Origin of the sequence: Dethiosulfatarculus sandiegensis, assembly GCF_000931935.2 — a bacterium.
Taxonomy (GTDB): domain Bacteria; phylum Desulfobacterota; class Desulfarculia; order Desulfarculales; family Desulfarculaceae; genus Dethiosulfatarculus; species Dethiosulfatarculus sandiegensis.
Map to the genome: position 1 here is coordinate 1 of NZ_AZAC01000031.1, position 14,147 is coordinate 14,147.

Sequence of the window (14,147 nt, forward strand, 5' to 3'; positions counted from 1 at the left end):
GACTGACAACTCTATTTCGCCACCACTTGACTTCACCCGCTTTTTGCCGTGGCCGTTTCGGGTGTTGCCGCTTTTGGCTTCCGGCTTCTTACCTTTCTCGCACCCCAGGTGGTGCGTAAGCTCCGCTCCAAGCGCCTTCTTCAGCTCTTGGAATATTCCGTTTTCTCCCAACAGGTCTTCGGGCCTCTCATAGCCCTTGAGCAACTCATCAAGCAATTCGTCCTTGGTAGCCATTGTGCGTACTCCTCCGATGAAGGGGTGATTATCTCACAATTGGCTCCATACACGAAATTCCTGCCACTCCTCAGCTTAAAAACCTACCCTGTAGGAGGCGACTGTCAGGCCAATACCATCACTGTACAAGTGGATGTATTTAGATTTTTTAAAATATAATGTATCAACACAAAGGTCTCATTGATTTTTATTTTTTTTACTATTAAAAATATCAAACGGCTTTAGATTGCCATTAAACGTTGTAAGATTTTCTGTTGAAGAATTCAATCCTTGGGTATTATATAGAATACTCTTCATCTTTGCTTCAATAAGCCTAGGATTAAAAGCTAAATTAGAATTTGAAATTTCCCGATCCCAATAATTCATAGAATTTGAAGGAAGACTCAGTAGTCCACCAGACATGCTATCTGCCCAAGCTGTATCTGAAGTCCCCATTATATTTTTTTGATTATGATCTATTTTACTAGGAGACACTTCAGTTATGTTTCGAGATTTAATCTTCTGGTCACTCAAATAATTAGTGGCCAGATCATTCTTTGAGCTTTCAACATTATGAGGATCAAATTTCTTTGCTTCGAAGGCTCTACTTTCCTTTTTTTGGATACGATTACTTATTATTTTTCTTACTCCTATACCTGGAAGCCCTTTTGGATCAACCAACCCCTTTAATGTATTTTTACAAAATCCAGTCATCCGGTCATAAAAATCCAATTGAGAGATTTTTTCATTGGGGTTTATAAAGTAATCATAAGTTGTTTGTTCGATAACTTTCATTCTGTCTGTAATAAAATCTTTTAACAATTCCTTATTTGCAGCGCTTAAATTTAGCTTCCTTACTACAGCATTGGATATCAAATTATTAAACACCATTTCTGTTAATGATTTTTCACCATTACAAAAAGCTAATTTTTTGGCTGTTGCGTTATCAGCGCCGTTTTTCAGAGCTTCGTGATATCCTTTACCCACATCGGCCATGGTGTCATAAAACGCCTGTGCTAATAACGGTGCTATTGGCGCCAAAACAGCACCTGCGCCTGTACTTGACGCTGCCGCACCTGTGACACCTCCAACCACTAAACTTGGCCCATTGCTCGAAAGACCTTGAACCGCTCCTGCTATCACCTTAGCCAACTGGTCTTCTTTGCCTTTGTACTTCTCTAATAATACATCTGCGTTATTGCGCATCTCGGTTGCAAAACCCAGCATCTCCTTTTGACCTATCAAAAGGCTTGCTCCAGTTAAAAAATCCGCCATATTTTGTTTTGATTGACCGTAGGATAAATCAACTGTTTGCTGCACAAACTCTATACCGTTAACATCGTTTTCATTTTTGTCTACATCAACTTTATATGTGGATACTGCTTTTTGTCCATTGACCAGTTCGGGATAATGCAATACTAGGGACCAGGTATCCATGAAGCCAAACACCGGGTTCATTCTTTGCTCTAACTGATCCTTATTTTTCTCATTTCTTTTTCCATTTCCGTTTAATTCCATTCCTTGAGGTCTGTGATGAACATTTATATTTTCCGCCTTAATCATGGAGAAAATTTCTTCATAATATCTGCCTACATTTAGAAGATTATTTTTTTCCAAAATTTTCTATCCCTAATTTTCTTCAGCATTAAGTCAAAATTTACTGACGGTTTTTCAAATTTCGAGTTTAAGTGAATATCCATCCTGGCAGGTGTGCTCTTACTTGGCGCATATAATTTGACTACATTACCGGAAGGATCCGCATACTGTAAAATCATATTTTCCGGAATTAAATTTGGCTTTTTAGCATATTCTTCACCTATTATTTTTTTGCCATAGAAGCTCGATCCAACCGGAAGATTGCTTTTATCTACATTACGAATCGGATATTTCTTGTAATACCATTTATCATTTACTATTTTACTATTAATACCTTCAACCCCAACCTCTGGTTTCTTTTTCAGTGCATTTTTTCCTAACCCATCTATCCATGAGCTGGTTACCCTTTCTATATTATTCCTGCTGATTGCATTAGGCTCATATATCCTGTTATGCTCTCTCGTCGCCTTATCCATCTCTTTATTAAGCATTTTTTCCAATAATTGGTCTAAACTAATGGCTTTAGGTTTTTCTTCATTTTCTTTATAAGCCCGTAAATTTTCAGATGCTACTACTGGCCCATATAGAGCTGAATCTTTTAGAAATTTATTTAATATTTCCTGCCTGGTCAGTTTAGCAACATTTGCTTTTCTATCTTTTAACACATCAATAACTTGCTTTTTAACCTCAATATAATTCTTTTTATTGTTACTCATCTCCCCCCCCATTTCTCTCGGAACAACTATCCTTAATATCTTATTTCTTAGCTACTTTTTCTTACTCACCTTCATTCACTAAATTATCAAATTATTTACTGAATTCAAGATTTATAGAACAGATTCTGCTTAATTTCGGTTTTTTAGATTATATTCAATAACAAGTATGCTATTTACTGAAATTTCCTTATTACAAATTAACAGGCTCTATACTTTTATAGTCAAAAATTTTGAGAAACAATCATCCATTATTACCCGTTTAAAGCACAAATCTAAAAAAGCAACATCTAAGGATAATATATTTTTGCTTTCACAAAAATTACAGCACCTCAGCTAAAGGAGTAATTGTTCTATAATTACTCCTAGTTGACTATAGTTTGGGAATTTACAGGAAACTTTTTTAGGGGCAGATTAAGAAAAAAGGCAAGACCGTCTGTCTCAACTCATGCAAGGCGAGAAGAAATAATAATCAGCCGTGCTTCCAGGCAATTCACCAGGGAACAGCAGGAGGAAATTGTAAGGTAATCTTCTAGTCCGAGCCCGGGAAGAACACCATCCATACACCCATGATTATGAAAAGCACCCCAGCTCCGATTTTGAGGTATTTGGCCGGGACAAACTGGTCCGCAACCTGGCCCAGGAGAACCGCCAGGGCGGAGGTGAGGACCAAGGCTCCGGCAGAGCCGAGAAAAACGGCCCAGCGGGATTTACAGTCAGCAGCAAAACAAAAGGTGGCTAATTGAGTTTTATCGCCCAACTCGGCCAGAAAAATCATACCAAAAGTGGTGAATAACACTTTCCAGTCCACGAAAACCCTTCCCGCTAAAATTTCAACGAATAATGCCCTTTCACCCAGCCGCTAAAAGGGACATAACTATATCAACCAAAACTAATTTCGACCATAGCCTTATTCCCATTATAAATTCGTGGACTGCTATTCAAAGTGATTGCTAGTCTGAAAATAGGGAATATTTAAGCGCTTCCAGCGCCCGTCAGTCCCCGGGACTTAATAAGTCTCATTTTTCCTATTGCCGGAAATTAGAAAAAAGGGGGCAGCAAATGGATTCAGAAGGCTTGCAAACCAGGGTCGCAGAAAAAGCGGCTGCCATGTTCCAAAAGGTGCACCAGACCACTCCTTCGATTTTCAACCGGGCCTGGTGGTCCGGAAAAGTTATGGAATGGTGCATGAAAAACCCCGAGTTCAAGGTGGAGATGTTCCGTTTTGTGGATGTGCTTCCCTATCTGGAACGGTCATCTTCCGTAGCCCGACATCTTCAGGAGTATTTTTGTAGACCGGAACAGGATTTCCCCGCAGCCCTGCAATGGGGCATAAGTTCGATATCACCGGAATCCATGGCTGCTCAGATGGCGGCCAGGGGGATAAAATCCAACATCGTCAAGATGGCCCGTCAGTTCATTACCGGAGCCACGCCCAAAGACGCCTTGCCCAATCTAAAGCGCATACGCAAAAGCGGCCTGGCCTTCACCCTGGACCTGTTAGGTGAGGCCACCCTTTCCTGGCCCGAGGCAGAGGAATATCAAAAACGCTACCTTGACCTGCTCAGCACCCTGCAAGAGCACAGCCCTCGCTGGCCCGCCCTGGGTGGAGCCTCAAACAAATTGGATTGGGGGGCCAGCCCCAAAATCAATCTCTCGCTAAAGCCCAGCACCTTTAATCCTCGCATGCATCCGGCAAATTTCCAGGAATCCATAGACCGGACCAAGAAAATGCTTAGGCCCATCTTCAGGGCCTGCATGGAAAAACAGGCCTTCATAAATGTTGATGTTGAGCAATACGCCTTTAAGGATCTCACCCTGGCCCTGTTCAAGAGCCTTTTGGATGAGGATGAATTTCAGGATTATCCCCATGCCGGGGTGGTGATCCAGACCTATCTCAAGGATTCGGAACAGGATGCCCTGGACCTTCTGACCTGGGCCAAGCACAGGAAACACCCGGTAACCGTGCGCCTGGTCAAGGGTGCGTACTGGGATTATGAAACGGTGATCGCCCGGCAGCAGGGCTGGCGGGTGCCTGTATTTGAAGACAAACCCTCCACAGACGCCAATTTTGAACACTTGACATCCCTGGTCCTTAACAATCATGATCACCTGCGCCTGGCCTGCGCCTCCCATAACCTGCGTTCCCTGGCCTTTGCCCTGGAATACGCCGCTTTGCTCGGCATTCCCCAGGGGGAGATAGAATTCCAGGTGCTCTTTGGCATGGCCGAGCCGGTGCGGGTGGCGCTTATGGAGGAAAAGGTTCCCCTGAGGGTTTATGCCACAGTGGGAGAGCTGATTCCCGGAATGGCCTATCTGGTGCGCAGGCTCTTGGAGAACACGGCCAATGAATCCTTTTTACGCAGATCCTATGCCGAAGGCATCTCTATCGAGGAATTGAGCGCCGACCCCCGCCGCCGCATTCCAGATCCCATGGCAGAGCCTCCCCAGGAAATTGACCAGGCTCCCTTTGCCAGCGAACCTCATCTAAACTTTTCCGAACCCAAACCCAGAACAGCCTTTGCCCGGGCAGTGAAACAACACCGCTCACAAACTCCCCGGGAATACCCGCTTTTCATAGACGGCCAATGGATAAAAACCAAAAAGAAGCTTCCCTCCATAAACCCGGCCAGGCCGGACGAGGTGGTGGGCCAGGTTTATCAGGCCGGTAAAAGGGAAGTGGAAAAGGCCTTTGCAGCCGCCCAGGCAGCCCTGCCTGTTTGGCGCGACACCCCGTTTTCCAAAAGGGCGGAGATTCTTTTCAAGGCAGCAGACCTGGCCAGGCAAAAACGCCTGGAACTGGCCGCGCTCCAGATCAGCGAAGTTGGCAAGGCCTGGGCCCAGGCAGATGGAGATGTTACCGAGGCCATTGATTTTCTGGACTACTACGCCAGGGAGGCAATGCGCCTGGGCCGGGGGCATGGGCTGGTCTCTCCGCCCGGTGAAAAAAACACCTATTTTTACCAGCCGCGAGGCATAGCGGTTGTGATCGCGCCCTGGAATTTTCCCTTGGCCATCTCCATGGGCATGACCTCCGCCGCCCTGGCAGCGGGCAATCCGGTGCTTTACAAGCCTGCCCGCGACTCCCAGGTGGTGGGAGCGGGCCTGGCCGAAATCTTCGATCAGGCAGGTCTGCCTCCAGGAGTGCTGGCCTATCTACCCGGTCCGGGTTCCACGGTGGGCAGGCAGATGGTGGATGACCCCAGAACCAGTCTGATTGCCTTTACCGGTTCCAAGGAAGTCGGCATCGAAATAAGCCAAAGGGCCGCGCAAATTCAGCCGGGCCAAAGGCATATGAAAAAGGTGATCGCCGAGCTGGGTGGCAAAAACGCGATCATTGTGGATTCGGATGCGGATCTGGATGAGGCTGTGGCTGGCATCTGCGCCTCTGCCTTTGGCTATCAGGGGCAGAAGTGCTCGGCCTGTTCCAGGGTTCTGGTTTTGGAAGAAAACTATAAACGCTTCATAGACCGGCTCATCCCCGCGGCCCAGTCCTGGGTAATGGGCGACCCGGCCGACCCGGCCACGGACATAGGCCCCATGGTGGATCAGGCAGCTCAGAAAAAAGTCCTAAGCTACATAGAGCTGGGGAAAAAAGAGGCAAACCTGCTTTGGCAATCAACCCCGCCCAAAAAAGGCTTTTACGCGCCCATGGCCATATTTGATCAGGTTCCGCCGGAGTCCCGCCTGGCCACGGAAGAAATATTCGGCCCGGTCTTGAGCATCCTGAAGGTAAAGGATATGGATGAAGCCCTTTTCCTGGCCCTGGATGTGGATTACGCCCTGACAGGAGGCATATATTCCAGAAGTCCCAATAACATAGAACGAGCCATCAGGGAGTTCAGGGTGGGCAATCTTTACATAAACCGGGGCGTAACCGGCTCCATGGTCGGCAGACAGCCCTTTGGCGGCTTTGCCTTGTCAGGCATAGGTTCCAAATCCGGAGGGCCGGACTATCTTATCCAGTTCCTGGAGCCGCGCTGTGTTACGGAAAACACCTTAAGAAGGGGATTTGCACCTGAAGGTTGAGTCCCGGCCTCAAGAGTAGTAGAACAGGCCGAGGAGGAAACAAAAATGGCACCTGACAATTCCCTTGATACGTGCGTTACAAACAACAAGACCCCGGACCTGGCTGTCCTGGTGGTGGACCTGCAGGCGGATTTCACCCAGGCGCACCAGGGTTCCATGGCTGTGGAAGGCTCGGACCTGGATTATCTGGACCAGGTCTCAAAGGCGGTGCGCAGTTTGCGGGAACTGGGGCTGAAAGTCTTTGCCACCCAGGACTGCCACCCCAAGGGCCACATCTCTTTTGCCACCACCCATCCGGGCAGGGATCATTACACGGAAATAGAATTAAAAGACGGCCGCAAACAGATTCTCTGGCCCGATCACTGTGTGGAAGGCCACCCCGGCAGCCAGGTGCTTCTGGCTCCCGAGCATACCGACCACCTGATGCCCAAGGGCAGGCATCCCGCCTATGATTCTTATTCAGGGTTTAAGGATGACGGAGGCAGTGAAACCGGCCTGGCCCGGGTTTTGCTGAAACAGGGAGTGAAAAAGCTCCTCACCTTTGGCATTGCCAGTGACTATTGCGTCAAGGCCACGGTGTTGGACGGACTTGAAGAGGGTTTTGAGATGATTGTTGTTCAAGAACTTTGCCGTGGGGTCGCGCCGGACACCACCAGTCAAGCCTGGCAGGAAATGGAGAAAAGCGGAGCCGAATTGTGGTCCACCCTGGATCTAAAAAAGGTGCGCGCCCTGCTTTAGCCTGTTTCAGGTGAAATGCCTATGCAAAAAGGGTAGCCGGTTTTTTTAACCGGTTATCCTTTTGCTTCCAACCCGCCCGACTCTAGCCGCTTCTTTGTTTCAGCCAAGCATCCTGTGCATGATATGGATATCCACCAGGCCCTTTTCCTTATGCCTGAAGGCCTCGGGCATAGTGGCCATGATCTCAAAGCCCAGATCCAGCCAAAGCTTTACGGCAACTTTATTGGTGCTGACCACAAAGTTGAACTGCATGGCCTTATACCCCAAACGCGCCGCCTCTTTCAGGGCAAACTCGCCCATGGCCCGGCCCACACCTTTTTTCCGAGAGGCCGGGTCAACCATGAAACCCGCGTTGGCCACATGGTCGCCCAAATCGGGCATATTGGGGCCCAGCTTGAAGGTCCCCACCACCCGGGCTTTATCCAGGGCCACATAAGGGGTCCAGGGTTTTACGGTCCAGATTCCAAGAGCCTCTTCACGGCTGGTTTCCGGATCAAAGGTATAGGTGTCGCCCTTAGCCACCACCTGGTGAAAGATACGCCATATATCATCAAAATCAGCCTCTTCGGCTTTGCGAATCTCAAGCATCTGCCGATTCTCCTTAACTTTTGATTATGCAGCCTTTTTCATCTTTTGGATTATCAACCCGGCCACAATCAGAATCAAGCCCACAAAAGTGGAGCCCAAAATCTCCTCCCCCACCAGAAAATGAATCAAGATCAGGGAGACAAAGGGGGAGACAAAAATAAGGCTCCCGACCTTGGCTGTGTTTTCCGAGTATTTCAAGGCATAGAGCCAGAGCACAAAGGTAATGCCCATCTCGAAAAAGCCCACATAGGCCGCACCCAAAAGTCCGTAAAGGTTGGGCAAGGTAAAATCCGTAAACAATAAAAACGCCAAGAAAGTAAAAGGCAAGGAAAACAGAAAATTCAGAAGCAGCCCTGCCACCGGGTCTCTGGTGTCTTTGGTGTTATAGATCCAATAAAGGGCCCACACTATGGTGCTCAAAAGGGCCAGGCCCACGCCCAAGGGATCTGAAAAACCGAAATCCGTTAAATCCCCGTGGGTTGAAATAACCACCACCCCCAAGTAGCTAACAAGCGCCCCGCCCAGGTCTCTGAGACCGATCTTTTGCTTTAAAAGGGGGATGGATAAAAGGGCCAGGGTGATGGCCCAGGTGTAGTTCAAAGGCTGAGCCTCCTGGGCCGGAAGCAGGTCATAGGCCTTAAAAAGAATGCTGTAGTACAAAAAGGGGTTTAAAAGCCCCAGGCCCAAGGAAGCCAAATATTGTTTTTTTGAAAAGGAAAATAAAAGATTTAGCCTGCCCTGGAGTAAAAGCACCCCAAACAGGGCAAAACTGGAAAACAAACTGGCCCAGAACAGAAGCTCCAGATAATTGAGATGCCTTAGGGAAAGCTTAAAGGCAGAGGCCACCGTGGACCAGAGCATGACGGTCAGCGCAGCAAAAATATAGGCTTTTTTCTGATTATGCATGGTCTTACGGCCCGTTAAGGGAAAAACGGTTCCAACGGCAACTTATATCACGCCCTTAGTGACTGGGCGAAAAGAAATACCGGGCTTGCCAGATAAGGCAAACCCGGCCGGTTTATTTCAGCAAATTACAGAAGCTTATCTGCCCAGGGTTACAAACTGGGAACGGGCGCCTCTGCGCACCAAAATGGTTATTCTGCTCAAAAGCCTTTGCCTGGCTATCTCCCTGGTGAATTCCTTTACCGAATGAGTGGTCCTGTCTCCCATCTGGCGCACCAGATCGCCTTTTCTAAGCCCAATGGAGGCCGCCTCTGAGCGGGGGCGCACCTTGGCCACCACCACAGCCGAACCCATGGCCGCCCTGTGCATCCTGGCAGTCTCCGGGTCCATTTCCCTGACGGTAAAGCCCAATTTCAGCCAAGCCACCTCCTGGGCGCGGCCAAGTGGGAATGGGCTGGCCTTAAGGTGGCGTTTTGCCACCCTGTTTTTACTTCTCACCTTAAGGGTCACCGCATCGCCCGGAGCCACAGCCCCCAACCAGGCCTGGTAATGGCTGGCATTGGCCAGGGGAGTTCCATCCACATGGGTAATCAGATCACCTCTTCTGAAACCGGCTCTCTGGGCCGGGCTGTTATCCATAACCTCCAGCACCAGGGCCCCCGCCACCTTTTGCAGGCCAAAATGTGCGGCCAGGCGCGGGTTCATGTCCTGCAAAAACAGCCCCAGCCAGGAGGGAACCACCTCGCCGTGGCGCACCAGGTCTCCCACCACCCGTTTCACCCGGTCCACCGGAACAGCAAAGCCAATACCCTGGCCCTGACGGTAAATGGCGGTGTTAATGCCGATCAATTCCCCGTCCACATTCAAAAGCGGGCCGCCTGAGTTGCCCGGATTGATGCTGGCATCGATCTGCACCATGTCATGCAGCCAGGAATCCCGGCCGGCCTTCACCCGCCTGTGCAAAGCGCTCACCACCCCGGTGGTGACGGTGTGGGAAAGCCCAAAGGGGTTGCCAATGGCAATGATGGTTTCGCCGATCATCAAATCGTCGCTGTTGCCCAAATTAGCCTGGGGCAGAGGTTCTCTGGTGTTTATGCGCAAGACCGCCAGATCGCTCTCCGGATCGGCTCCCAACACCTGGGCCTGAAAAACCCTGCGATCTGAAAGATGCACCGAAATGCTGGTGGCCCGGGAGATCACATGCCGATTGGTGGCGATAAGCCCCCTTTTACCGTCTATGATCACGCCGGAGCCCAAAGAGGCCTCCTCGCGAGTGGTCATGGGGCCGAAAAATTCCTCGAAAATCCGGTCAAAAGACTCATCGCCGGTCTGAAAGATCCTTTGCTTGCGCACGCTTTTGGTGGCTATCTTGACCACGGCGGGAGAGGCCTGGCGCACCACCCTTACCACATTGGTCACCCTGCTCCGCTGGTCGGCCAGAATAGGGTTTGCACTGAACAATCCAAGGCATACAGCCAAAGCCGCACCCAGCCACAGCAGGTTGTACCGTCTTTTCATGACCAGTCTATCTTTCCGCCCATGCCCCTTGCGTCACCGGAAGGAGGTGGAGGAGGCGGAGTAACTATCCGATCCTGCACCCGATTCCCCGCCTCCTTCTGCGGGCGATAATCCGCGCCGCCGCCCGGAGCCATGTTGTTAAGGCGCGTTATGCGCTCACTGATCGGCGGGTGGGTGGAAAACAGGTTTGCCATCCCCTGGGCAGACAAGGGATTCACAATAAACATGTGAGCAGTCTGGGGAGTGGCATGCGCCATGGGCTGGGCCCGGTTGGCGTTTTCCAGCCTGGCGAGCGCAGAGGAAAGGCCTCTGGGATCGCCTGATATCTTGGCTCCTTCGGCATCGGCCAGGTATTCCCTGCTGCGGCTGACCGCCATCTGCACCAGCATGGCGGCCAGGGGGGCTAAAATGGAGATCAAAATCACCCCGATGATGCCCAGGCCGCTGTCATCGTCGTCGTCCGTTCCGCCAAAAAACAGGGAAAAACGGGCTATGTTGGCCAGCACCATAACGGCCCCGGCCAGGGTGGCCGCCACCGAGCTTATCAGAATATCCCGGTCCTTAACGTGGGCCAGTTCATGGGATAGCACACCCCTTAACTCCCTTTGGTCCAGAATTCGCAAAATGCCGGTGGTCACCGCCACCACCGCGTTATCCGGGTTGCGCCCCGTGGCAAAGGCATTCGGCGTGGGGTCGTCTATGATACAAACCCTGGGCATGGGCAGCCCCGCCCTTCCGCTCAATTCGCGGACCAGGGAATACAACTCCGGCGCACTGGCCATGTCAACGGGCCTGGCCCGATAGAACTTCAAGACCATCTTGTCTGAATACCAATAGGAAAAAAAATTCATGGCCGCGGCGATCACAAGGGCGATCACCATGCCCTGGCTTCCACCCACGGCTCCGCCTATGGCAACCAGCACTCCGGTTAGAAGACCTAAAAAAAGAACTGTTTTTACGCGGTTCATTTCCCGACCTTTTGTTTTGTTTCAAGCCTTATCAAATCAGGCCAGATCAAAGCGAGATGCTCTTCCAGTATTGATAAAAGTTAAGTTGGCCTGGTATTGATGTCAATATAAAGGCGGGCAAAGTACCTGATTGACAGGCCCGCCGCTCAGCCGTAGACTAATTTTCTCATGAGGATACTACTTACCAATGATGACGGCGTAATGGCCCCCGGCCTGGCGGCGCTGCATGATGCCCTTAGCAGGGAGCACGATGTCTTTGTGGTGGCGCCTGAAAGGGAGCAGTCCGCCGTGGGGCATGCCATAACCCTGGCGGATCCTCTGTTGGTTCATAAATTAAGTCCCAAGGCGGGATTCAACGGTTACGCGGTGAGCGGCACTCCGGCGGACTGCGTAAAGCTGGCCCTGCATGAGCTGATGCCCGAACCGCCGGATCTGGTGGCCAGCGGCATCAATGTCGGGGCCAACCTGGGCTTTAACCTGCTCTATTCCGGCACGGTGTCGGCAGCCAACGAGGCCTCCTTGCAGGGAATCAAGGCCATGGCCATCTCCCTGGGCACCCGTCAGGACCCGGACTTCAGCTATGCCGCCCGTTTCGCCGCCCATCTGGTGAAAAATTGGGATATATTGGGGCCCTATTCCCAAACGCCTCTTAATGTGAATGTGCCTGCCCTTGCGCCGGATAAGATAAAAGGCGTGCGTTTTGTGAGGCAGTCCCAGGCCAGGCTTACCGAACGTTTCGTACCCAGGACAGATCCCTGGGGACGCACCTACTATTGGCAAGCCGGAGAAACCATGGGCAAAGACGGCGGCCTTGATGCCGATTTCCCAGCCCTCATGGCAGGCTATGTCACCATCACCCCCATGGCCCACGACTTCACCAATAACGAAGCACTGGACCTCCTCAGGACCACCAGTTTGGACCTTCCCCAGCCTTAGTTGTGATCCCGCCCACGAACAACAGACAATCAGTTAAGCTACATTTTTGATTTCGAATTCCAATGGGCTGATATGTCCATTGGCACTATGCCTCCTGGTTCGGTTGTAGTCCACCTCAATATACTCAAAGACAGCCTGGCGCATGTTTTTCCTTGTGTCGAATCTTTCCCCGTGGATCAGTTCTACTCTCATGGAATGGAAAAAGCTCTCGGCACAGGCATTGTCATACGGGTTGCCTTTGCCGCTCATGGAGCAGATCAGTTTATGCTTTTGATCAGGGCCTGATATTTCTTTGAGCAGTATTGGCTGCCTCGATCAGAATGCAACTTCACGCTATTGGGCATGCACCTGCGCCACAGAGCCATTTGCAGGGCATCGCAGACCAGTACCGCATTCATGCGCTTGTCCATGGCCCAGCCGATTACCATGCGTGAGAACAGGTCCAAGGCCACAGCCAGGTACAGCCAGCCTTCACCGGTCCACAGTGGAGTAAGAAGCAGGGCGTAGTCGGACTATTTCCCTGCTTCTCCTCCCCGAACCGTACGTGCACCTTTCAGCGCATACGGCTTTCCATCTAAGCGCGGCCCATGGCCATGGCTACATCTTGGTAGCGCGAGGTGACGGTGCTCCTCTTTTGATCATTTAGCATGTAAGGATTGACTTCGGGATTCCGCCACTTAAACTGATGTTTGGGGCTGCCGACCAGCAATCTCAGGGCTACGCCGCACAGATTGCCGCTTGCGCTCCTGCCGAAGAGTATCCAGGTTTTGGTTTGACCCCCGGCAGGGCGTTTAAACAGCCTTCGCATCAGTTTCTTGATCGAGCACCGGTACTTCCCGGCCAGCCACTGCGCCAGCTTCCAGAACACTATGTGATCCAATTTGCGGTACATGGTGCCTGTTTGGCCAGCCCAAGCGCCTTGATCTTGAACTCCTCCGAAAATCTGCGGCGTGACGATTTCTTTTAATTTTTCTGCGATGGCATCGAACACCTCCGTTAAGCAATTTACCCGCTTAATCGTGTGTCCGTCAAAGATGGGCTGGATCAAATTTGTCCTAGTCAGTAATTCCTTCCAATTTTTCCCATACTAATTTATAAAATTCTCTAAAATGGCGCTTAATAATATGACTGTGAACGTCTGCACCGCCAAAATACATACCATGATATTCTTTTGCTATGCAGAGGACTAGTTTTATCGCCTCCTGTGCTGCAACCTGCTCGTTTGTATAGGTACTGCCTGCGAACTGGATTGGATCAACCTTTACATTAATAGTCATTTTTTCTTCGCTCATTGCTCTGCTCCTTTCATATTAGAACTTATGTTGGTTATAGCAAATAGCCAACGTATGGTATATCCGAACACTTTCGTGTTGATCTCTGGCCGCAAGACATAGTTATCTGCTCAAGAAAACAAGTTCTTGCTACAGCTATCAGTAACTACTCTTGCTTCTCTCTTTGGTGATAACGTAAATTGTGGCGGGGCAGGTATAATGTAAATTATGGCATGGTATGAGGCTACGGGTCAAACTAATCGAGACTGCATGATTTTCTGTGTATGAGCCAATTGCGGAGTTGATTTAAGATTTCAATATTGCACCGCGCGAATTCTTTCGTCAAATAAGATAGCGAATTGATTCATGGCTGCGGTCCAATCCTTTGGCGGCCTCTTCCACTTTTCCGCCAGGTTGTGGTGTAGATCACCTTTCGGATTTCGTGAGGATAGGACAGGAAGGGAATGGTCTGCTCCCAATTGCGCCGCCATGACTGGCTTATGGTGGGATATTTGCCATCCCACTTTTCTTCGAATTCACAAAGCCGGCCCTCGGCGGCCTCGGTGGTCTCGGCCCGGTAGATGGCCTTGAGGTCGGCCGCCACTTGCTTGCGGTGCTTCCAGGGCACGAAGCGCAGGCCGTGGCGCACCATGTGCACGATGCAGGTCTGGACC

General features: G+C 50.3%; 13 protein-coding genes and 2 pseudogenes. 3 read left to right on the plus strand and 12 right to left on the minus strand.

Annotated features, from left to right (window positions below; translation table 11 throughout):
• The 4 genes from X474_RS16900 to X474_RS16915 form a co-directional block, all read right to left on the minus strand.
• The coding region (locus X474_RS16900; RefSeq protein ID WP_044350588.1) for a transposase at nt 1–234 on the minus strand (234 nt) is incomplete at its 3' end.
• 177 nt (nt 235–411) lie between these two features.
• A complete protein-coding gene (locus X474_RS16905) occupies nt 412–1,830 on the minus strand; it encodes a hypothetical protein (protein WP_044350589.1) in 1,419 nt (472 codons plus the stop codon).
• Complete coding sequence (locus X474_RS16910; protein WP_156360817.1) at nt 1,809–2,525, minus strand: hypothetical protein; 717 nt, start codon at nt 2,523–2,525, stop codon at nt 1,809–1,811. The genes X474_RS16905 and X474_RS16910 overlap by 22 nt, the downstream gene beginning before the upstream one ends.
• A 529-nt stretch (nt 2,526–3,054) precedes the next feature.
• Complete coding sequence (locus X474_RS16915) at nt 3,055–3,333, minus strand: TMEM165/GDT1 family protein (protein ID WP_044350594.1); 279 nt, start codon at nt 3,331–3,333, stop codon at nt 3,055–3,057.
• A 251-nt stretch (nt 3,334–3,584) separates the two neighbouring features.
• On the opposite strand from X474_RS16915, the gene X474_RS16920 reads away from it, so the two are divergent.
• Nucleotides 3,585–6,551, plus strand: coding sequence for a proline dehydrogenase family protein (locus tag X474_RS16920; protein ID WP_044350597.1), 2,967 nt, complete (start codon nt 3,585–3,587; stop codon nt 6,549–6,551).
• 45 nt (nt 6,552–6,596) lie between these two features.
• Nucleotides 6,597–7,289 carry an isochorismatase family protein gene (locus tag X474_RS16925; protein ID WP_044350599.1) on the plus strand — a complete coding sequence of 231 codons (693 nt, stop codon included), beginning with the start codon at nt 6,597–6,599 and terminating at the stop codon, nt 7,287–7,289.
• A 99-nt stretch (nt 7,290–7,388) separates the two neighbouring features.
• On the opposite strand, the gene X474_RS16930 is transcribed toward X474_RS16925, so the two are convergent.
• From X474_RS16930 to htpX, 4 genes are all read right to left on the minus strand, one after another.
• Nucleotides 7,389–7,877, minus strand: coding sequence for a GNAT family N-acetyltransferase (locus X474_RS16930; protein ID WP_044350600.1), 489 nt, complete (start codon nt 7,875–7,877; stop codon nt 7,389–7,391).
• A gap of 24 nt (nt 7,878–7,901) precedes the next feature.
• Nucleotides 7,902–8,783, minus strand: coding sequence for a DMT family transporter (locus tag X474_RS16935; protein WP_044350601.1), 882 nt, complete (start codon nt 8,781–8,783; stop codon nt 7,902–7,904).
• A 135-nt stretch (nt 8,784–8,918) separates the two neighbouring features.
• Entirely contained in the window at nt 8,919–10,298 is a 1,380-nt protein-coding gene (locus X474_RS16940; protein WP_052515335.1) for a trypsin-like peptidase domain-containing protein, read from the minus strand.
• Nucleotides 10,295–11,266: a zinc metalloprotease HtpX gene (gene htpX / locus X474_RS16945; protein WP_044350602.1), complete on the minus strand. Its 972-nt coding sequence runs from the start codon at nt 11,264–11,266 to the stop codon at nt 10,295–10,297. The genes X474_RS16940 and htpX overlap by 4 nt, the downstream gene beginning before the upstream one ends.
• Before the next feature lie 168 nt (nt 11,267–11,434).
• Between htpX and surE the strand changes: the two genes are divergently transcribed.
• Nucleotides 11,435–12,202, plus strand: coding sequence for a 5'/3'-nucleotidase SurE (gene surE / locus X474_RS16950; RefSeq protein WP_044350603.1), 768 nt, complete (start codon nt 11,435–11,437; stop codon nt 12,200–12,202).
• A 33-nt stretch (nt 12,203–12,235) separates the two neighbouring features.
• Here surE and X474_RS26910 read toward each other — a convergent pair.
• The 4 genes and pseudogenes from X474_RS26910 to X474_RS16975 all read right to left on the minus strand — a co-directional run.
• A pseudogene (locus X474_RS26910) lies at nt 12,236–12,696 on the minus strand (IS3 family transposase); the annotation flags it as partial.
• An 80-nt stretch (nt 12,697–12,776) separates the two neighbouring features.
• Nucleotides 12,777–13,250: a hypothetical protein gene (locus tag X474_RS16965; RefSeq protein WP_044350605.1), complete on the minus strand. Its 474-nt coding sequence runs from the start codon at nt 13,248–13,250 to the stop codon at nt 12,777–12,779.
• Between the two features lie 7 nt (nt 13,251–13,257).
• Nucleotides 13,258–13,494 (minus strand): hypothetical protein, encoded by a 237-nt coding sequence (locus X474_RS16970; protein WP_044350606.1) that lies wholly within the window; start codon nt 13,492–13,494, stop codon nt 13,258–13,260.
• 293 nt (nt 13,495–13,787) lie between these two features.
• Nucleotides 13,788–14,147, minus strand: a pseudogene (locus X474_RS16975) (transposase); the annotation flags it as partial.

Excerpts from the sequence above, each read along its gene's own strand:
- X474_RS16910 (WP_156360817.1), bottom strand. The coding sequence starts at position 2,525 with ATGAGTAACAATAAAAAGAATTATATTGAGGTTAAAAAGCAAGTTATT.
- X474_RS16920 (WP_044350597.1), top strand. The coding sequence starts at position 3,585 with ATGGATTCAGAAGGCTTGCAAACCAGGGTCGCAGAAAAAGCGGCTGCC.
- X474_RS16925 (WP_044350599.1), top strand. The coding sequence starts at position 6,597 with ATGGCACCTGACAATTCCCTTGATACGTGCGTTACAAACAACAAGACC.
- X474_RS16930 (WP_044350600.1), bottom strand. The coding sequence starts at position 7,877 with ATGCTTGAGATTCGCAAAGCCGAAGAGGCTGATTTTGATGATATATGG.
- X474_RS16935 (WP_044350601.1), bottom strand. The coding sequence starts at position 8,783 with ATGCATAATCAGAAAAAAGCCTATATTTTTGCTGCGCTGACCGTCATG.
- X474_RS16940 (WP_052515335.1), bottom strand. The coding sequence starts at position 10,298 with ATGAAAAGACGGTACAACCTGCTGTGGCTGGGTGCGGCTTTGGCTGTA.
- htpX (WP_044350602.1), bottom strand. The coding sequence starts at position 11,266 with ATGAACCGCGTAAAAACAGTTCTTTTTTTAGGTCTTCTAACCGGAGTG.
- surE (WP_044350603.1), top strand. The coding sequence starts at position 11,435 with ATGAGGATACTACTTACCAATGATGACGGCGTAATGGCCCCCGGCCTG.
- X474_RS16970 (WP_044350606.1), bottom strand. The coding sequence starts at position 13,494 with ATGAGCGAAGAAAAAATGACTATTAATGTAAAGGTTGATCCAATCCAG.